The 18,611-nt window shown below is 45.2% G+C and carries 11 protein-coding genes; 7 read left to right on the forward strand and 4 right to left on the reverse strand.

The genetic code is table 11. From position 1 onward, the window contains the following. From ACYVAA_RS04935 to ACYVAA_RS04945, 3 genes are all read right to left on the reverse strand, one after another. Entirely contained in the window at positions 1 to 819 is an 819-nt protein-coding gene (locus tag ACYVAA_RS04935) for a polysaccharide deacetylase family protein (RefSeq protein WP_460539052.1), read from the reverse strand. Positions 820 to 903: 84 nt separating this feature from the next. Beyond that, positions 904 to 2,616: a RagB/SusD family nutrient uptake outer membrane protein gene (locus ACYVAA_RS04940; RefSeq protein ID WP_460539054.1), complete on the reverse strand. Its 1,713-nt coding sequence runs from the start codon at positions 2,614 to 2,616 to the stop codon at positions 904 to 906. Positions 2,617 to 2,628: 12 nt separating this feature from the next. Then, positions 2,629 to 5,880, reverse strand: coding sequence for a SusC/RagA family TonB-linked outer membrane protein (locus ACYVAA_RS04945; RefSeq protein ID WP_460539056.1), 3,252 nt, complete (start codon positions 5,878 to 5,880; stop codon positions 2,629 to 2,631). A 799-nt stretch (positions 5,881 to 6,679) separates the two neighbouring features. Here ACYVAA_RS04945 and ACYVAA_RS04950 point away from each other — a divergent pair. The 7 genes from ACYVAA_RS04950 to ACYVAA_RS04980 all read left to right on the forward strand — a co-directional run bounded on the left by ACYVAA_RS04950 (position 6,680) and on the right by ACYVAA_RS04980 (position 17,813). Continuing rightward, positions 6,680 to 7,351 carry a response regulator transcription factor gene (locus tag ACYVAA_RS04950; protein WP_460539058.1) on the forward strand — a complete coding sequence of 224 codons (672 nt, stop codon included), beginning with the start codon at positions 6,680 to 6,682 and terminating at the stop codon, positions 7,349 to 7,351. A gap of 134 nt (positions 7,352 to 7,485) precedes the next feature. Next, the gene (locus ACYVAA_RS04955) at positions 7,486 to 8,385 is read left to right on the forward strand and encodes an N-acetylmuramoyl-L-alanine amidase (protein ID WP_460539060.1); all 900 of its coding nucleotides are present in this window, start codon (positions 7,486 to 7,488) and stop codon (positions 8,383 to 8,385) included. A gap of 324 nt (positions 8,386 to 8,709) precedes the next feature. Continuing rightward, positions 8,710 to 9,570: a BadF/BadG/BcrA/BcrD ATPase family protein gene (locus ACYVAA_RS04960; RefSeq protein WP_460539063.1), complete on the forward strand. Its 861-nt coding sequence runs from the start codon at positions 8,710 to 8,712 to the stop codon at positions 9,568 to 9,570. Between the two features lie 2 nt (positions 9,571 to 9,572). Then, the gene (gene murQ / locus ACYVAA_RS04965; protein WP_460539065.1) at positions 9,573 to 10,406 is read left to right on the forward strand and encodes an N-acetylmuramic acid 6-phosphate etherase; all 834 of its coding nucleotides are present in this window, start codon (positions 9,573 to 9,575) and stop codon (positions 10,404 to 10,406) included. Positions 10,407 to 10,410: 4 nt separating this feature from the next. After that, the gene (locus ACYVAA_RS04970) at positions 10,411 to 11,961 is read left to right on the forward strand and encodes a glycoside hydrolase family 10 protein (protein WP_460539067.1); all 1,551 of its coding nucleotides are present in this window, start codon (positions 10,411 to 10,413) and stop codon (positions 11,959 to 11,961) included. 128 nt (positions 11,962 to 12,089) lie between these two features. After that, positions 12,090 to 13,529, forward strand: coding sequence for a sodium:solute symporter (locus ACYVAA_RS04975; protein ID WP_460539069.1), 1,440 nt, complete (start codon positions 12,090 to 12,092; stop codon positions 13,527 to 13,529). A gap of 162 nt (positions 13,530 to 13,691) precedes the next feature. Then, the gene (locus tag ACYVAA_RS04980; protein ID WP_460539071.1) at positions 13,692 to 17,813 is read left to right on the forward strand and encodes an AAA family ATPase; all 4,122 of its coding nucleotides are present in this window, start codon (positions 13,692 to 13,694) and stop codon (positions 17,811 to 17,813) included. A gap of 11 nt (positions 17,814 to 17,824) precedes the next feature. Here the strand turns inward: ACYVAA_RS04980 and ACYVAA_RS04985 are convergent, their stop codons facing one another. Then, positions 17,825 to 18,448: a 6-bladed beta-propeller gene (locus ACYVAA_RS04985; RefSeq protein WP_460539072.1), complete on the reverse strand. Its 624-nt coding sequence runs from the start codon at positions 18,446 to 18,448 to the stop codon at positions 17,825 to 17,827. Between the last annotated feature and the right edge of the window lie 163 nt (positions 18,449 to 18,611).

Consider the following 18,611-nt stretch of genomic DNA (forward strand, 5'->3'; position numbering starts at 1 on the left):
TTATAGGTTGTTTTTGGGAATGAGTAATTGATCTACCTTTACAAATTGATACCCTTTTCCCTTTAATCGCATAATTAACTCCGGGAGTTTTAGATAAAATTTTTCCACCCGCTTTGGTCCCACACCCAAGTGAACCAACAGCATAAAGCCGTTTAGGCCATTTTCTCTTTCGTACTCCAAGATGCTGTTCATTATCCTATCGTTAGGGATATAATTGGGCATGGAAGGGTCGGTATAATCTGCATTAGAGCGGGTACCTTGGGAGAAATTGATCAATTGAAGTCCCATCTCCTCGGTCCAACGGCTGATGGTCTCATTATACCACTCATAGGGAGGTAGAAAATAGACTGCTTCCTCTTTTTTTATGCCATACTTGGCCATTTCACGATAATTATTTCTTAAGTCTTTTCGAAATGTCCGCCGATCGATAAGCATGCTGTCCCTCTTCTCCCAGTCACAATAAAGTAAATGCTTATCGGAATGGGCTCCCAGATAATTGCCTTGAGCAAGCAGCTTTTCTATCAGTGGCCGAAAGTCCGGGTTGCGGTAGAAGTCCCCTGTAAAGAAAAAGGAAGCATTGATCCGGTTTTCCTCCAAGATCTCGGTGATAAATGCTCCCCCTTCTCCAAATTCATGGCCGGTAAATAGCAAAGCCAACTGCTTTTTAGTCTGATCTCCCTTTACAACCGCCCCTTTTGAGACGGTAAATGCAGTGTTTTCCTGTGCGCTTACTTTGACGACAAAAATGCCGGTCAACAGCAAACAGGCCATAGTCCTGAGGTATTTCTTTAATCCATATGCATTTACTTTTAGGAGCATCTTCTATAAATCTCTTAAAAATGCCCCTCTTTTCATAGTGAAAAGAAGGGCATATCAAACAAACATCCCACTTAATGAGGTCCTTTATTCCTCCCAGCCCGGATTTTGCTCCAAGGTCACGCCATGTTCTGCGTACAGGGTGATTTGATCAAGAGGCACAGGCTCCAGATAAACTTTAGGGTCTTCAAACCTCCTTTGGGAAGCTGCAGCCGTTGCAGGAATAATATAGCCTGTTTCACCATCGGTCAGGGTAACGCTGCTTTGCAAACCAGGGTAATCCGCCTTGTCAATCCACGCCCCTCTGTTGATGTCCTCATTAGCTTCGGTATCGGTGTAACCCAACTTTTCCCATCGCTTGAGATCATCTAAACGGAAACCTTCCATCATCAATTCGGTCCTTCTCTCTCTTCTGATCTCCCAGATCAAGGCCGGAACACTGGCATCCCTTTGCGGGTCGTCATATACCACCCCATTCACAGCGGGCTCATTTCCGAGCACCATCAAATGGGGCATATTGATCCCCGGACGGTCCCTGAGCACATTGATGGACTTATCCAGGTCCGCTTGGGTCATCGCAGGGCCACCCACTGTCGCCAGTTCCGCTACCGCCTCAGCATAGTTCATCAACACCTCGCCAAATCGCAATACAGGGGAATCCGTATAGTTCAAATTGGAGCTTCCTTCCGGATCATCCTTGATGGCCTCGTTCAGGAATTTGTGGGTGGCGTATCCTGTCGTGCTGTAATTGGGCAGGATACCGTTTAGCCTGAGCTCATTGGACACCAAGGTCTCATAAATCCTTCCGTCTCGGTTGGCCATCACATTGTCAATCCCCTTATCCCCTTGATAGAGGGGGGATATGCCTATCGGCAGGCCATCACTGGCCAAGTAGGATTCTATCGCATCCTTGGACACGCCGGTCTGAGGTTCTTTGTTATTGTAACTGTTCAGGGCATGGGTCACCAAACCCGGCTCATAGTGCCGGTAGAGGATTACTTCTGGGTTGCCGGCAAGGTTAAGTGAGGCAAACACCTCTCTGTAATTCCCTAATGAATATTTTCCAGCTGAAATCAACTCATTGGAGGCCCGCTTGGCAGCCTCCAAATAGGCTTTGGCCTTCTCATTATTGCCTTCATGGTACTTTTGCCAGGTTCCCTCAAACAACATGATTCTGGACATAAATGCCAACACCACATCCCGGTTTACGGTCAGGCCTTTGGTTCCGTCTTCCTCCCGTACGTGATCCGCTGCAAATTGAAGGTCTTCCATCACCCGGTCCATCACATATTCCCTGGAATCACGGGGCTTGAACAGGTCTTCCTCATTGTTTTCATCAAGTTCATGGTCATACCAGGGCACATCTCCAAACTGTTTTACCAGATCATGGTATTCCAGGGCCCTGAAAAACCTGGCCACCCCGGACCAATGGTTCACAGCCTCTTCATCCATGGAAACGGTCTGGATTCTTTCCAGGTAAATATTGGCCTTCCTCACCCAAGCAAAGGTCCAATAAGAGCTGGTCGCTGCTGTGGGCACATTTTGTCTGAACTGGGCGGGGCTGCTCGGCCCAAAATCATCGTTTAAACTCTGGCCGGAAAAAAACTTGCCCCAAGAATATCCGGATCCATAGCCACTGAAATAAGCCGTATAAAATCCCCAGCTAAAACTTCTGACATTGTCTTCACTGGTCCAATAGGTCTCGTCTGTCAACTGATCCAAAGGCGGCTTTTCAAGAAAGTCATCGCAACTGCCCAAGGTGACCAATGCTACTAATATGGTTAATATTCTAATTTTCATAATCTGATACTGTTATAGAGTTACCTGTAAACCAAAAGATACATTTCTACTATAAGGATAAACCCTGCCGAACGTATTGGAATCCCTGCTTCCTGCTTCCGTGTAATCCACCTCTGGATCGATAGGTAGATCCAAATTATCGAATTCAAAGAGGTTCTCTCCACTGAAATACACCCTGACCTTCTCTATGTTTAACCTTCCGATAACGGACTGGGGAAGGGAATAACCGATGGTAATATTTTTCATCCGCATGTAAGACATATCAAGCAGGTACCGGGTTTGTCTCAGGAAGTTTTTGGAATTGCTGGACTGTCCCTGGTTGGTAGGTCTAGGATAAAAAGCATTGGGGTTTTCAGGAGACCAGTAATCCAACTGGTGGGCAAACCATGCCTCTCCTGGTCTATATCCCGGGACAAAGATCGGCCCGTTTGCCCAGTAATCCCTTTTCCCTACACCTTGTATAAAGAAACTGAAATCCAAACCCTTGTAATCGCCACCCAATCGGAAGCCATACTGGTACCTGGGGGTGGAATTACCGATCACTTTCAGGTCTCCATGATCCTCTACGGTATTGGAACCATAGGTGATTTCTCCGTCTCCATCCAGGTCTTTGTACTTGACATCACCTGGGCCATAAAAGAACCAGCCACTTTCAAAGAGGGATTGGGAAGGAATACCTTCCTTCATTACATATTTCCCGTTTTCCAGTAAAAGGTCCCCATTGCCATCCTTGACAAAGTCATCCTCGGTAAACAGTCTATCGGTTTCATATCCCCAGATCTCTCCCAATGTCCTTCCAGCTCTGTTGGAATAAATACTTTTGTTGTCGGCAAATTCAGTGATGCGCTCCTGAAAGTCAGAAAGCATGGCGGTAGCATTCAGGTTGAGGCCATTGCCAAAGGAATGACTATAGTCTATGGCCAGCTCCCAGCCGGTGGTTTCCAGCTCTCCCAAGTTTTGTTTGGTGGCCCCGGTGCCATAGGATGCTGGAAGTACCTCCCCAGCACTGTGCATATCACTGGTGGTCCTGCGATACCAGTCAAAGGTCAGCCCTAACTTATCCTGGAAAAAACGGGCATCAAATCCATAATCCAAAGTGGTAACGGTCTCCCAAGTCAAGGAAGAAGGAAGTGCTCCAGGAGTTCCAAAGGTCAGCTTATTATCTGTTCCGGTAAGCCAGCTCGAGTTATAGGAAGACATGATCCGGTAAATATCGCTGAGGTAGGCATTTTGGTTACCGATGGCTCCCCAGGAGGCGCGAAGTTTCAAAAAGGACATTACATTGGTCACCGGCTCCATAAAAGGCTCCTCTGTGATAGCATAACCTACCGACATGGAAGGAAAAAATGCCCATCTTGCCGTTGGTGAAAGCCGCGATGATCCATCGTATCGACCGTTGAGCTCCAGGAAATATTTGTCCTGATAATTGTAATTGACCCTACTGAATGCCCCCATGGTGGCCCATTGGTTTCTGCTTCCACCCACAAACTGATCACCCGTAGCCAAATCCAATTCTCCACGGTCCAAATCCATCAGGTCCCTTCTCTGGGAGCTGTGGTACCAGTATTCGTAGGATTCAATATCGCCACCTGCCATAAACTTAAAGGCATGGTCTCCAAATTGCTTTTCATAGGTACCGAACAACTTCCCTACATTCCTATTGCTCCATGAGGAACCATAAATTACCCGGTTATAGGAAGCACTGGAGTAAGGCGCATAGGAAAGATTTGCCCCTGTGGCCCAGAAATTATAGGCACTTACCACTCCTCCGGTCTGATGGTCATGAAAGTTATTGGAATCAAAGGTATAATTGGCGTTGATCTCCAGCCCTTTAACGGGACGGATAGTGGTTCCTAGGTTAATACGGCTAAGCGAATTGGTTTCTTCGTTCATTTTGGCCTGGGAGACTTCCGTAACCGCACTTCTGAATGGATAGCCTTCATAGGTACCATAAGGATAGGTCTTTGGCCATCTAAAGAGATAGTACCAAGGGTCGTAGGTTTCGCTGCTAAAGTAAAAAGGTCGTGTAAATTTGGTTTTACTATAAAGCACCTTTCCCCGGACCTCCATCCAGTCAGTCACCTGAGTATTGACGCTTAAGTCAAGGGAATAACGGTTAAACTCATCAGGGTTTACCTTTAGCACTCCGTTTTGGCCAAGATACCCCACTCCAAGACGGTAGGTGGTTTTTTCTGTCCCTCCGGCCACGGATAAATCGTGTTTTTGCTGAGGGGTCCAATCCCGCATAAACATCTCTCCTGCATCCCACGGTCGGTAAAAGAACAAACGGCCATCTCGGATTTCAAAATCCCTTCCCAGTACCATTTCAGGACCCAAATCCTGTCCTCCATACTGTTGCTCCCATTCCCTCATCTTCTGGATTCCCGTTTCATCAAAATACATACCCACCACGCCAAAAACATTGGTGGAGGGATTGGTTCTTTGAAGCGCCTTGAAGGCCATTTCAGCCCCTTCAGCCGCAGGGGCTATCACCGGGGTTTTGGTTGGGGTGGCCCAAGAGAAGTTATTGGAATAACTAATTTTAGGAGCTTCTCCTTTTTTACCGGTTTTGGTAGTGATCAAGATTACCCCCCAGGCACCTCTGGCACCATAAATAGACGCTGAGGCAGCATCTTTCAATACCGAAATGGAAGCAATATCCTCAGGGTTGATCATCTGAAGGTTAGGCACCTCCACATTATCCACCAATATCAATGGCTGCGCCCCTCCAGAATTACTCAGTGTTCCGGTCATCCCCCTCAACCTGATTTGGGGATTTTGGCCGATTTGACCACTTGGTGAAGTAATGGTCAGTCCTGGAGTAGTACCTTGAAGGCCTCTCCCCAAATCCGTAATCGGCCGGGACTCCAATACCTCTGTATCCACTGTGGAAACCGCCCCGGTCAGGTCACTTCTCTTCTGGGTACCGTAACCTACCACCACTACCTCTTCCAAGGATTTGGCTTCCGCTTCCAGTGCTACATTAATGGTAGTGCTTTCTCCCACCACACGCTCCTGGGATATCATACCTATAAAACTGTATACAAGCACTTGACCTTTTTCCACTTCGATGCGATATTTTCCATCTACATCCGAGGAAATCCCTTGGGTCGTCCCTTTGACCAAAATGCTTACCCCCGGCAATGTGCCTCCATCATCAGCACTGGTCACTGTACCGGAAACCTGCACAGTCTGGGCCAATACCTGAAAATGGAACAGGATAAAACAAACTGCTCCTAAAAAACAGCGTAAAAGTTTCTTCATGTTTGACATTTTAGATAATAGTTATGTGAATTATTTTTTACCGCCCAGGAGAAAAATAAAACAGGTATAAACTTCATTTTGGGTCTACTGTTAATCACCCGTAACTATCCTGCTCCTAAGCTTTGGTCAAATTTTTCTAAAAATCCGGCCCCTTCCATCCCTGAAAACAGGGATATTCCCAAATCACTATTAATCCAGCCCTACCTAACTGCAATGATTTTCACTGAATTAATGATTCAAAAAAAACGGCCCATTTGATCATTGTGCCCCCAAACACAAACAAATACATTTATATTTTTTCCACGTCCTTAAGCTGAAAACCACCCGGCATTCCTTCGCCTGTTTATTAAGGAGTTTTAACTAAATCCATCATTCGGCATCAATATTTCTCACCGAATGCCCATTAGCAAATGGCCTAGATGATCTTCGACATTACCACTCAATTGAAATAAGAAATTGATTGAGCTTGCTTGGTGAAATTTTAAAGGAATTGGAAAAATCTAGAAGATAAAGGGCTGGTACCTTCACAAAACATGACAAACTGGGGCAATTATCATTAAATCTGATTTCACTAACCCACAGTCTCTGTTGAAACTGGGCATCCCTGAAAACAGTGATTTTACAACGATCCCCATTTTCAGAAAAAAGAGAAAAAAAGGCATCAAAGTATATTTAAGCAGGTTTTCTTGAAAACAGGCTCTTTTTAGGGCTTTTGTACCGAGCGCCACTTATGTAAAAGCTATTTCAAAAAACCTTAAATTACATTTTATTAAGCCTGCAAACCTAAAACCCTGTACCTGTGGAGACTACTACCCTAAACAAACCCTCATCTCTAATGATCAATGTGCTGATAGCTGATGACCACCGCATGTTTATAGACGGGCTAAAAGCAATGCTGAGCGATATTCCCGGAATCAAAGTAGTGGGGGAAGCCATGAATGGCAAGGAAGCCTTGGCTTACTGTGAAAGCAGTGCTGTGGACATTGTCATTATGGACATCAACATGCCCGAAATGGATGGTGTTGAAGCAACCAAACAATTGTTGAAAAACCATAAAAAGTTAAAAGTGCTGGGCCTTAGCATGCACAACGACAGGCACTTCATCTCCGATATGCTAAAAACGGGGGCCCAAGGTTATATTCTAAAAAACACCGGTAAAGACGATTTGGTCGAGGCCATACATACTTTGCACTCCGGAGGAACCTATCTGGGCGAGGAGGTAAGCCATACCTTATTAAATAGCTTTATGAAACGTCCAAGCAAAATGCAGGTTACTGAAAAACTTTCTGAAAGAGAAATGGAAGTTTTGGACTGCATTGCCAATGGACTGACCACACAGGAAATTGGGGAAAAACTTTTTATCAGCAAAAACACGGTCGAAACCCACCGCAAGAACCTGCTTTATAAGCTTCGGGCGAAAAACACGGCTGAACTGGTAAACAATGCTTACAAAAGAAGGCTGATCGGATAAAAATTCGGCCCGTGCCCCCAGTAGCGCTTGCTTCCCAAACAATTCGCCTCATTTCCCTATTTTCAGTGATTTTAAATCCAAATCATCTGTTGATCTTTGTATCTTGAAAAGGTACCACTAATCATCAACAGAACATGAAATTATTCCATCCGGGAGTTTTCCTTTTGACAGGCATGATTGCATTGCTTGTTTCGTGTGCTCCCCATCCTTATAGAAAAATAAACAAAGCACATGAGCGACAGGCAGAACGTCAGATCCAACAGTTGCTGAGCACTCCTTCCGTGAAGTCAAGCAATAAAGACACCACCTCCCTTAATGACTTATGGATAGGTACCACCAATTTCAGTATCCGTAAACCCAACTTTGTCATCATTCATCACACTGCCCAGGATTCATTGGAGCAGACCATCCATACCTTTACCCTTCCACGGACCCAGGTGAGCTCCCATTATGTCATCGGCAGGGATGGCACCGTGGTACAGATGTTAAACGATTATTTTAGGGCCTGGCATGCGGGCCGTGGCAAGTGGGGCCATGACACCGACCTGAACTCCTCCTCCATAGGAATAGAGTTGGACAATAACGGAAAAGAACCTTTTTCCGAACCTCAAATCCAAAGTCTTTTGAAAGTGCTCAAGAGACTTAAAGAGGATTATAATATCCCAACAGCCAATTTTATCGGCCATTCCGATATAGCACCTTCCAGAAAGGTGGATCCAAGCACTTATTTCCCATGGAAGCAATTGGCTGAAGAGGGTTTCGGTTACTGGTATGATGAAGAGAAGATCACAGAAATCCGCTACCCCAATGGCCATGGAATTTATAAAACCGAAAAGGTGATGCTCGAGCTGGTACCAGATGCCTTTGCCCCGGAGGAGGCCCTGCGAATCATCGGTTATGACATCAGCGACCCAAAAGCAGCGGTTAGATCCTTCAAACTCCATTTCATCCAAAAGGACATTGACACGGGCTTAAGTAAAGATGATATGCGCATCTTGTACAACCTGTACAAAAAGTACCTATTCGGAAATTAACCCTGGGCAATTGCTCCTGTGTCACCTTAGCCTCTAGCGGGGCAAAACTATCCCCTATTGTCCAGGACTATATCGATTGTTTCCCAAAGGCCAGTGAGTAAAATGGGGATTTATTAGTATTTTAATACTATAAAAGAAAAACTGCTCCGCGTTTAAATCGGGCTGTTCAAAGAGCCCAATAATGAAACCTGGAGCATTACAGTGATTATACCAAATCCCTATTTTCAGGGATGCCTCAAGGGGCAAATAAAAACATCTTTGTATCGGAAGTGATGATCCGTCACAGGGATAGATCACCCAATTTGTCAAATTAAACGGAAAAATATGCTATTAATTGCGGATAGTGGTTCTACCAAAACCGACTGGAGATTGGTGGATGAAGAGGGGGAAACCATTCATTCAGTTCAATGTAAAGGGCTGAATCCCTATTTTTTGACAACGGCCGAAATCTCCCAAATTATCCTTAAAGAAATATTCCCCAAAGTGCCCCAGGTGGACAAAGTCATTTTTTATGGCGCCGGATGTGGGCTTCCTGCCAAAGCCAAGCAGCTAAAATCCGCAATAGAGGCTGTTTTGCCCGTCAACTACCCCACGGAAGTTCACGGAGATATCTTGGGAGCTGCCCGGAGCCTGCTGCAAGACCAAGCAGGCATTACCTGTATTTTGGGCACGGGAGCCAACTCATGCGTTTATGACGGGCACACGATCACGGAGAATGTCCCATCCCTTGGCTATATCTTAGCAGACTGGGGGAGCGGCACCGTCTTGTGCAAAGACCTTATCGCTTTGATTCTGCAAAAAAAAATGGATCAAAAAATTGCCGATGATTTCTTTTCCACCTATCAGACGGACCAACGAGAGATATTGGACAAGATCTATAACCAACCGCAGGCCAACCGCTTTCTGGCCTCTTTCACTCCCTTTCTTCTAAAGCACAAAGACAACCCATCCTGCAAAAAAATCATCAAAGATAATTTTAGGCAGTTCTTCAATTTCTATGTGCTGCCTTATGGAATTAAAAGGATCTCCGGGCCCATTTCCTTTACCGGTTCCATTGCCTATCTCTTTAGCGATTTCTTACATGAAATAGCCCTGGAAGTTGGATTGGAAATCCATGAAATAGTCCAGCACCCCATGAGCGGTCTGGTTAAGTACCATTGTCAAACTGTACCAGCCATAAAATAACCATGTCTGATTTAATGATCCCTACCACAGAATCTACCTCCCTTTATGAAAATCTGGACCAAATGTCCGTGGGAGAACTATTAACCAACATTAACCAAGAAGATCAAAAAGTTGCTTTTGCAGTTAAAAAAGCCCTACCGAAGATTCAAAAGCTGGTGGAAGCCGTAGCAGAAAAAATGAAATCCGGAGGAAGACTCTTTTACATTGGGGCCGGCACATCCGGTCGGCTGGGTATCTTGGATGCCTCTGAAATCCCCCCTACCTATGGCGCACCGGCGGAGCTTGTGGTTGGCCTAATCGCAGGGGGAGACAGTGCCATCCGAAGTGCTGTGGAGGGAGCAGAAGACAATCCTGACCAAGCCTGGTTAGACCTGGAAAAACACCGGATTGGTCCAAATGACAGCCTTATCGGCATTGCTGCATCAGGCAGGACCCCCTATGTAATCGGTGGCCTCCAAGCGGCAAAAGCCAAAGGAATCCTCACCGGAAGCATTTCCTGCAACTCCAATGCTTCCATTTCCGCTGTGGCGGATTACCCTATAGAGGTTGAAGTCGGGCCGGAGTTTGTTACCGGCAGCACCCGTATGAAAGCAGGAACTGCCCAAAAACTGGTCCTCAACATGATCAGCACCAGCCTTATGGTCCTATTGGGAAAGGTAAAAGGCAATAAAATGGTCAATATGCAGCTGAGCAATCAAAAGTTGGTCAATAGGGGAGTAAGGATGATACGGGAAGAGCTCCCTTCACTGGAAGACCATGCCGCCTTACACCTTCTCGAACAGCACGGATCTGTAAGAAAGGCCATAGAAGCTTTTCAAAGTAATAAAATGCCTTAACCCAATGTCTACTACCAAACATACTTTCGTCCTTTTCCTTGTCCTTCTCCTGTTTGCTTCTCAGGCTGTTCTCAGCCAACAAGCTCCGAAGCGGGAACTTAGGGCGGCCTGGATTGCCACTGTAAACAATATTGACTGGCCCAGTAAACCGGGCTTATCTGCTGCCCAACAACAGCAAGAATACATCCGCCTTTTGGAAAAGCTTCAGGCAGCAGGGATGAACGCCATCATCATGCAGATCAGGCCCACCGCGGATACCTTTTATCCTTCCAGCTACGAACCATGGTCTGCTTACCTTACCGGAAAACAAGCGCAGGCGCCATCCCCTTATTATAATCCACTGCAATTCATGATTGCAGAGGCAAAAAAAAGAGGCTTGGAGTTCCATGCCTGGTTCAACCCTTACCGGGCATCCAACAGCAAGGATTTTATTCCTTCTGCCAATCACCCCATGGTACAACATCCCGAGTGGTTTGTCCAATATGGTGGAAAATGGTACTACGATCCTGGTATTCCTGAAGCCAGGGAATTTGTTTTGAATGCTATCATTGAGGTGGTGAAGCATTATGACCTGGATGCGGTTCACTTTGACGACTATTTTTACCCCTATAAAATTGCCAATGAGACCTTCCCGGACAGCAAGTCTTTTGAAGAATATGGTCAGCGCTTTGACAACATTGAAGCATGGAGAAGGCATAACGTCGACTATTTTGTGGAAGAACTCTCCAAAAGGATCAAGTCCGAAAAAGACTTTGTAAAGTTTGGCATCAGTCCATTCGGAGTATGGAGAAACAAGGACAAAGATCCCAAGGGCTCCGATACCAAAGCAGGCCAAACCAACTATGACGACCTATACGCTGATGTATTAAAATGGCTGAGGGAAGGATGGATAGATTATGTGACGCCACAAATCTATTGGCATATCGGCTTTGAACTGGCTGAATATAAAACCTTGGTAAAATGGTGGGCTGACAACAGTCACGGACGACATGTGTACATAGGACAGGGCATTTACCGTGTGGGCCAAAAAGGCTGGGAAGATGAAAATGAAGTAGTCAACCAAATCCAATACAACCGATCCTTTCCAATAGTAAAAGGAAGCATGTTTTTCAGTGCAAAGACCATCGCGGAAAACAAGGAAAATGTAAACGACCAACTGGCAAAAGTTTATAAAAGCCCTGCTCTTCCACCGACTATGCCCTGGATAGACCAAACGTCCCCTGAGGCCCCGAAATCTTTAGAGGCTTCAGGAAGTCCTGAAGAGGGACTTCTCTTAAATTGGCCTACAAATATGCAGGATGATACGGCCTATTTTGTAATTTATAGATCCAAAGGGGAAATGCCCATCGATTTTAACAATCCCGACCTGATCGTGGGCAAAGTCCCCTTTTCGGGTGAAGAGGTGCTGTACTGGATGGATAAAAATATCGACAAAAGAACACAGTACCATTTTGGTATCACGGCAGTGGACCGATTGCATAACGAGAGCAATCCTTCCCCAGTCATTCAAATCAACACCAAAGGCCGGAAAAAAAGCGTCCAAAACCTCCGGTAAGAGAAGAGAGATTGTTAGTAGCAGTAATCGCGGCAATGAACCTATAAAAACAGTACCTGAGAAGAAAGGGCTTGAGGACGCTCTGTCAAGCCCGGTACTTCCCTTAATAAAAAAACAACTATAGATACATGAGTCAGAGTCTTGTTTTCCTTGTCATCCTCGCTTACTTCCTGTTGCTTTTACTGATCAGCTACCTGACTTCCAGAAAAACCGATGACCTGACCTTTTACACTGCCAATAAGCAATCTCCCTGGTACCTTGTAGCCTTTGGGATGGTTGGTGCCTCTTTATCTGGAGTCACGTTCATTTCCGTCCCTGGAGAAGTGGGCAACTCCTCCTGGACCTATCTGCAGTTTGTGATGGGGAATATGGTGGGTTATGCAGTCATTGCCCTGATTTTGATCCCTTTATTTTATAAACTCAGGCTGATTTCCATCTATGAATACCTCAGGGACCGGTTTGGACCAAAAAGTTACCTCTCCGGAGCGGTTATTTTTCTGGTCTCCCAGACCATTGGGGCTTCTTTTAGGTTGTTTCTGGCGGCCACTGTCTTACAGATTGCCTTTTTTGATGCCTATCATATTCCTTTTTTTGTCACTGTACTCACCACCGCTGCTTTAATTTGGCTCTACACTTTTAAAGCAGGTATCAAAACCATCGTTTGGACCGACACGCTCCAGACCACCTTTTTGCTTTTGGCGGTAATTATCAGCATCATTATTATCAGCCGTCAGCTGGACTTAAGTACTTCAGGATTGATGGCGGTTATCGGTGAAAGCCCGCTTTCCAGGATTTTCGAATGGGATCCTCTTTCCGGAAGAAACTTCTATAAAATGTTTTTCGCCGGGGTCTTCATCACCATCACCATGAATGGTTTGGATCAAAACGTCATGCAGAAAAACCTGACTTGCAAAGACCAAAAAGAAGCCCAAAAGAACATCTTTTGGTTTTCCATCAGTTTCTTTATCTCCAATTTATTCTTTTTGTCCCTGGGAGTCCTGCTCTATTATTTTGCAGCAGAACATGGCATTACCATCCCGGAAAGCACTGACGAGCTTTATCCTATACTGGCATTGAATCATTTTGGCACTTTGGCCGGCATTACCTTTTTGCTGGGCATCATAGCAGCGGCCTTTTCAAGTGCAGACTCTGCCTTGACTGCCTTGACCACTTCTTTCTGCGTGGACGTCCTCAATTTACCCTCCAAAAAGTCCATCAACCAGAAAAGCACCCGGCTCAAGGTCCACATAAGCTTTACCTTGCTGATATTTGTCATTATCGTCCTTTTTGACTTATTGAACAATAGCAGTGTGGTCAGTGCGGTTTTCAAAGCAGCAGGCTTCACTTATGGCCCCTTACTGGGCCTGTTTGCCTTTGGGCTTTCCAACAAACGCGCGGTAAAGGATCGGTGGGTCCCTTTCATATGCATTTTGGCACCCATACTATCTTATGTACTGGACAGCAATGCCACAAAATGGTTTGGAGGCTACCAATTTGGTTTCGAAATCCTCCTGGTAAACGGGGCACTGACCTTCTTGGGACTGTTTATTGCCACCAAAAAATCTTAAAAATTCAAAACCGGTAATTTCTATAAGGTCCGGGATTGGAAAAAGCCAAACCCGCAAGCATTTAATCTACTCTCCTTCAACCAAGTAACGATTAACCTTTCGAATTCTAGGAGTATTAGACTTTATTTAATAATATCATCGGGAAATTAAGGACTTACTCAAATGGACAATCCTACTGGTGCTACCTTCAATTTGCTTTCCAGCCACCCCGAACTGATCAATAAGCTGGACAGCTTTATAAAAAATGCTGTTGATCAAGGCAATACGGAACTTTGCGGCATGATCATTACCGGCCCTTCGGGATCGGGCAAAACGTATTTGATGGAGCAGTACCTGTCAGGGCTTAGGTCTACCTGTGTTTTACTCAACCTCAACCATAACCAGCAACAAAGCAACATCCCTTATGCGGGGCTGAAACTGGGAATAGCGGAATTTCTGCGAAAGACTTATAAAGAACTGGACGCAGAGGCTTTTGAAGCATTTTCCTTCCGGCTTAAAAACAAACTTGGTGTTCATTTTCCGCTTTTGTTTGATTATATCCCTGAACTGACCTTACTGGCCGGAAAGGACCCTGTGCCCAGTCCTTCTCCTACCCCCAAAATCGAAAACCAGCTTTATAGCCTTTTTAAGATTCTTTTTGGCTTTTTAAGCGATTACCATAACAAGCCGGTCCTTCTTTTTGCCGACAATCTACAGTGGATGGACGGATCCAGCATGAACCTTATCCACTATTTGTTGCTTCACCTTCCCCCAAAATCCTTTCTTTGGGTAGGAACCTGCAGGGACTCCAGTAAAGACCTCGTCAGGGTCAACCAACTGATCCAATCCTTGAATGATGAAAACAGAAACATCTATATTGTCCCATTAAAAGGCCTTGAGCTTATCCAAACCAAAGACTTTTTGCAGGAAGTTTTGGGTGGGCCCGTTGCCGATTCACTGAGCCTGGATTTCCATGAAATATGTGAAGGAAACCCAAGCTATATGCAGGTTATGGCAGAAAGCTTAAAAGCTGCAGAAATCATTTCCTTGGAAAATGGAAGATGGACGGGGCCCTCCAAGCAGATCAAACAACTTTATCCCGGCCAGAGTCCCCGGGTAGTGCTCTGGCACCGGCTTGAAAAAATCAGCCCTGCTTCTATGGAGTTGCTTTCCTGGTTGTCATGTATGGGAAGCTACCGAAAAGAACCTATATTATCACTGTTTAAAGGAAATGAGCAATTGCTTCGAGACTGCCTGAAAGAAGTTATGGACGCAGGCCTGATAGCATGGCAAGAGGATAATTTCAGGTTTTCCGAAACGTATATTGGAGAAGTCATCTATGAGGGCCTATCACCCGAACAAAGGGAAAAAATTCATTTCGGTATAGGACGGGACCTTCTAAAAAAGGGCTTTCGCCAACTCAACCGCACAGAAAAGGTCATCGTTGCGCAGCACCTCAACCAAGCACCGAAATTGGTAAAATCCCATGGAGAAAGCCTTCTCTGCATTACCCTTAACCTGGAAGTCGGGAAGCTTCAGAAAACCGATCAAGCATTTGAGCAGGCGCGCCATTTTTTAAAAATCAGCGAAGATCTCTGCAAAGAGTTTAGCTGGGAGGTAGTAAAGGATCTTTTTTGGGAAACGGCCATGGAAAGGGCCTTGGTAGAATATCATCTGGGCGAATATGATCTTGCTGAGATCCACCTTGATCAATTGCTGGAACGCCCGTTGACAAAAGCCAAAAGGGCAGAAACTTTTATCCTTAAAATCACGATCAACAACCACTTAGGAAGGTACAGAAAAGTGGTCACCATTCTCCACGAGGCTTTGATGGAACTGGGACTGCGGATCCCAGCGGAAGAAGCATCCCTACTGGATGAAATCAATCATCTAAAGAAAAGTATTTCTTCCGGGACCGGCCATGAAGCCATCTCAAAATTCAAGGCACCTTACCGGCATCTCCTGCTAAAACTACTTTATGTAGGGGGCATGGCATTGCACCACACTTCTGATAGGCTGATGACCTGGGCGGCCCTGATGATCATCGCTTATTCCGAAGGCCTCAAAGACACTGGAGTCAAAGCTATTGGCTATGTAAGCTATGGCAGGATGAACATTATATCGGGGAATGTTGATGAAGGATATGAGCTCGGACTAAAAGGGATTCAGGTCAATAAAAAGCTGGGTGATTACCATTATCGTTGTCGGGTTTTTGGGGTCTTCGCCTTCTATATACAGCCTTGGAAAAAAGATTTTAAGGCCAGCACTTCCATGCTAAGGGAAGGCATGGAGGCAGGGAGAAAAACAGGCGACCTTATCGGCCTTTACATCCTCAAAACGCACCTTTTCAATTTACACTTCATTTCAGGGCAGCCCATCAAATCGCTGTTGGATTTCTCTTTCGAGGAAGCTTACCCTGGCATGGAGCTGACCTATTATATCACTCATTATCAAAAAAGCCTGATCAGGTACCTTTGTGGTGAAAGCCCCTATTTTTCCATCCCGCGGCAGCAGCCCCGGTGGCTGGCCGCAAAATTAACGATTCAAGAGGAGCGGTTTTATAGAAATTATGTCTGGGCAAGGTATTACTTCCTTTTTGGGCATTACGAACAGGCCATTCGTTGCGCAAGGGAAGCCCATGCCAACAGGAAGCTCCAAGAGGGCTCTCCCCTCCTTCCTGCCAACCTCATTTTACTTTTTCTGTCCATTACCCAAAACTGGCACAATCTTTCCCCCCAAGAACAGACTGACGTCCACGAGGAACTGGAAGGCATCCTAGAGCAGTCGGAACACTGGTTTCAGCATGCCCCCTCCAATTATGCTTCTACATTTTACCTAATGAAGGCCGAATGGGCAAGAATAAATACTCTCTCAAAAAACCTGATCCTAGACTTTTATCAGCAAGCAATAAATCATGCCCTTGAAAACCAATACGATCTCGGGCTTTCCCATGAGCTTATAGGCAAATATTTGTTAACCTTGGCAGAGGTGGAAATGGGCAAGCACCATTTCCAAAAGGCTGTTCAGTCGTATTTAGCATGGGAAGGGCTTGCCAAAGCAAAACAGCTGAGCCAACAGTTTCGGTTTGTTTTGCATTCCGCTCAGAACCTTGTAGAGCCCGATATTGAAACAGTACTGAGAGAGCTGAGCGGTGACCTCAGTCCCAAGTCCATCATCAAAAAACTGATGGTCCTGCTGATCAGGATTTCAGGTTCCACCAAAACGGCCATTGAGTGGATTGAAAATAATGGGGAAGTGATGGAGCAGGCCCGTCTGTCCATCATTCCATTAACCAAACCCTTTGAGTCCAGTATCCCATCAGGGCTGATGCGGATGTGCCATAGGATCCAATCCCCGTTTATCCTCCATCAGCTTGATGAGGAAAAGGGGTATGCTGAAATAAAGTCCCTGAGAGAACAAGGAGTCAAATCCATGATGGTCCTCCCCTTGAGCATCAATGGCTACCTTTCCATGGTCGTGTATTTGGAGAACAGCTTTGCCACACACCACTACCATGAAGCCATCCTCAAGTGGGTACGCTTGGTGGCCAATCAAGGCGGCATGATCATCGAAAATGCCAGAACGCATGAAAGGACCCTTCAACTCAACGAGGAAATTAGAAAAGAAGTGGACGAGAAGCAAAAATTGGCCTCTATCATTGAAAAACAGAAAAACAACCATCTCAAAGACCTCATCCAAACCCAGGAAGATGAAAGAAAGCGTATTGCTGGAGATTTGCACGACAGCCTAGGCTCATTATTGTCTACCATCAAAATGCAACTCAACAGCCTAAAAAGCAGCAACGCGGACAATCAATTTGAGACCAAGCACCAAGACACCCTACGGAAGATGGACGAGGCCATTGAAGAAGTCCGTCGAATCTCCCACAATATGTCCCCTGTTTCCTTAAGGCGGTTCGGACTGCCCTCAGCCCTTCAGACATTAATAGAGCAGATCAATTTCGGTGGTCAGATGGATGCCAGTCTACAGATTTTGGGGCTGGAGGAACGGCTCTCTGAGCAGACAGAATTGACGATCTACCGTATTTGTCAGGAACTGGTTCAAAACGTCATAAAACATGCAAAAGCCTCCACGCTGCACCTACAGCTGATCAATCACCTAGACAGTATCAACATCACTGTAGAAGACAATGGAGTAGGACTGGATAAGGGAAAAACAGGTTCCGGTTTTGGCCTGCAGGGAATCGAGGCCAAGGTACAAATGCTAAACGGAAACTTTTCCTTAGAAAGTCAGCCAGGAAAAGGTTGTCTGGCTGTAGTGGATATTCCTATAAACCTTTCCTAATAAAGAGTGTATCAAAAGAGAATTATGGAAGGATTAGGCTCTGCTTCGCCAGGTTTCGGCGGATATTGTACTATCAAGTACATTTGGCCATTGGGTTTTAAGTATGGCATGTGTTTTTCTTCCAAACCAGGCACGATCAATCCCTCCTGTACCACTTTACCTTCCTTGGTGGACCTATCATAAATAAACAAATATGTAGTATCCCTGTATCTATAACTGACCAAATAATATTGTTTATAAGCCAATACATTGCTAAGCTGATAAATTTCCTTTTCTCCATCCCAAGCCTCTCTTGAGAGTTCAAACCTTACTTTTGGTAAAATTCCTTCTTCAGCCTTTTTACCGATGACCTTTATAAACTCCCCTTCTTTATTGAACTGCAAAACGCCATTTTGGACATCATCAATATAAAGATGCTCACCTGATACCGCAATATCATTGATGTATTTGATGGTACTCTTATCCGTCAACTCCAATGGAATTTCATTGTAATCACTGACAAAATCATTCAAGGACACTACCTTCTTCTTATCGTGGTCAATGACAATAACAGGTAACGCTTCCCCTGTTTCATTTTTTTCTTGGCACTGGAAAAACATGATGCAGAATGCTAAAAACATTAGGGTAAACCTCATAAGCCGACCAGTTAAAAAGATGATTATGAAACAATACGATTATCCGGAATTGCACCAGTAAATTTATTTCTCACGGATTCCACAGAATTCCACGGAATTATAAAAACCTTTTCTGTGGGTTTCTGTGCATTCTGTGAGAGATGGTCTGCTAACTTCGAGCTAC

The sequence above is a fragment of the Echinicola sediminis genome (assembly GCF_054777495.1).

Bases quoted from the DNA above. Each gene is read 5' to 3' on its own strand.
- ACYVAA_RS04935 (WP_460539052.1), bottom strand. From the start codon at position 819: ATGCTCCTAAAAGTAAATGCATATGGATTAAAGAAATACCTCAGGACT.
- ACYVAA_RS04960 (WP_460539063.1), top strand. From the start codon at position 8,710: ATGCTATTAATTGCGGATAGTGGTTCTACCAAAACCGACTGGAGATTG.
- ACYVAA_RS04975 (WP_460539069.1), top strand. From the start codon at position 12,090: ATGAGTCAGAGTCTTGTTTTCCTTGTCATCCTCGCTTACTTCCTGTTG.
- ACYVAA_RS04970 (WP_460539067.1), top strand. From the start codon at position 10,411: ATGTCTACTACCAAACATACTTTCGTCCTTTTCCTTGTCCTTCTCCTG.
- ACYVAA_RS04940 (WP_460539054.1), bottom strand. From the start codon at position 2,616: ATGAAAATTAGAATATTAACCATATTAGTAGCATTGGTCACCTTGGGC.
- ACYVAA_RS04945 (WP_460539056.1), bottom strand. From the start codon at position 5,880: ATGAAGAAACTTTTACGCTGTTTTTTAGGAGCAGTTTGTTTTATCCTG.
- ACYVAA_RS04980 (WP_460539071.1), top strand. From the start codon at position 13,692: ATGGACAATCCTACTGGTGCTACCTTCAATTTGCTTTCCAGCCACCCC.
- ACYVAA_RS04955 (WP_460539060.1), top strand. From the start codon at position 7,486: ATGAAATTATTCCATCCGGGAGTTTTCCTTTTGACAGGCATGATTGCA.
- ACYVAA_RS04985 (WP_460539072.1), bottom strand. From the start codon at position 18,448: ATGAGGTTTACCCTAATGTTTTTAGCATTCTGCATCATGTTTTTCCAG.
- murQ (WP_460539065.1), top strand. From the start codon at position 9,573: ATGTCTGATTTAATGATCCCTACCACAGAATCTACCTCCCTTTATGAA.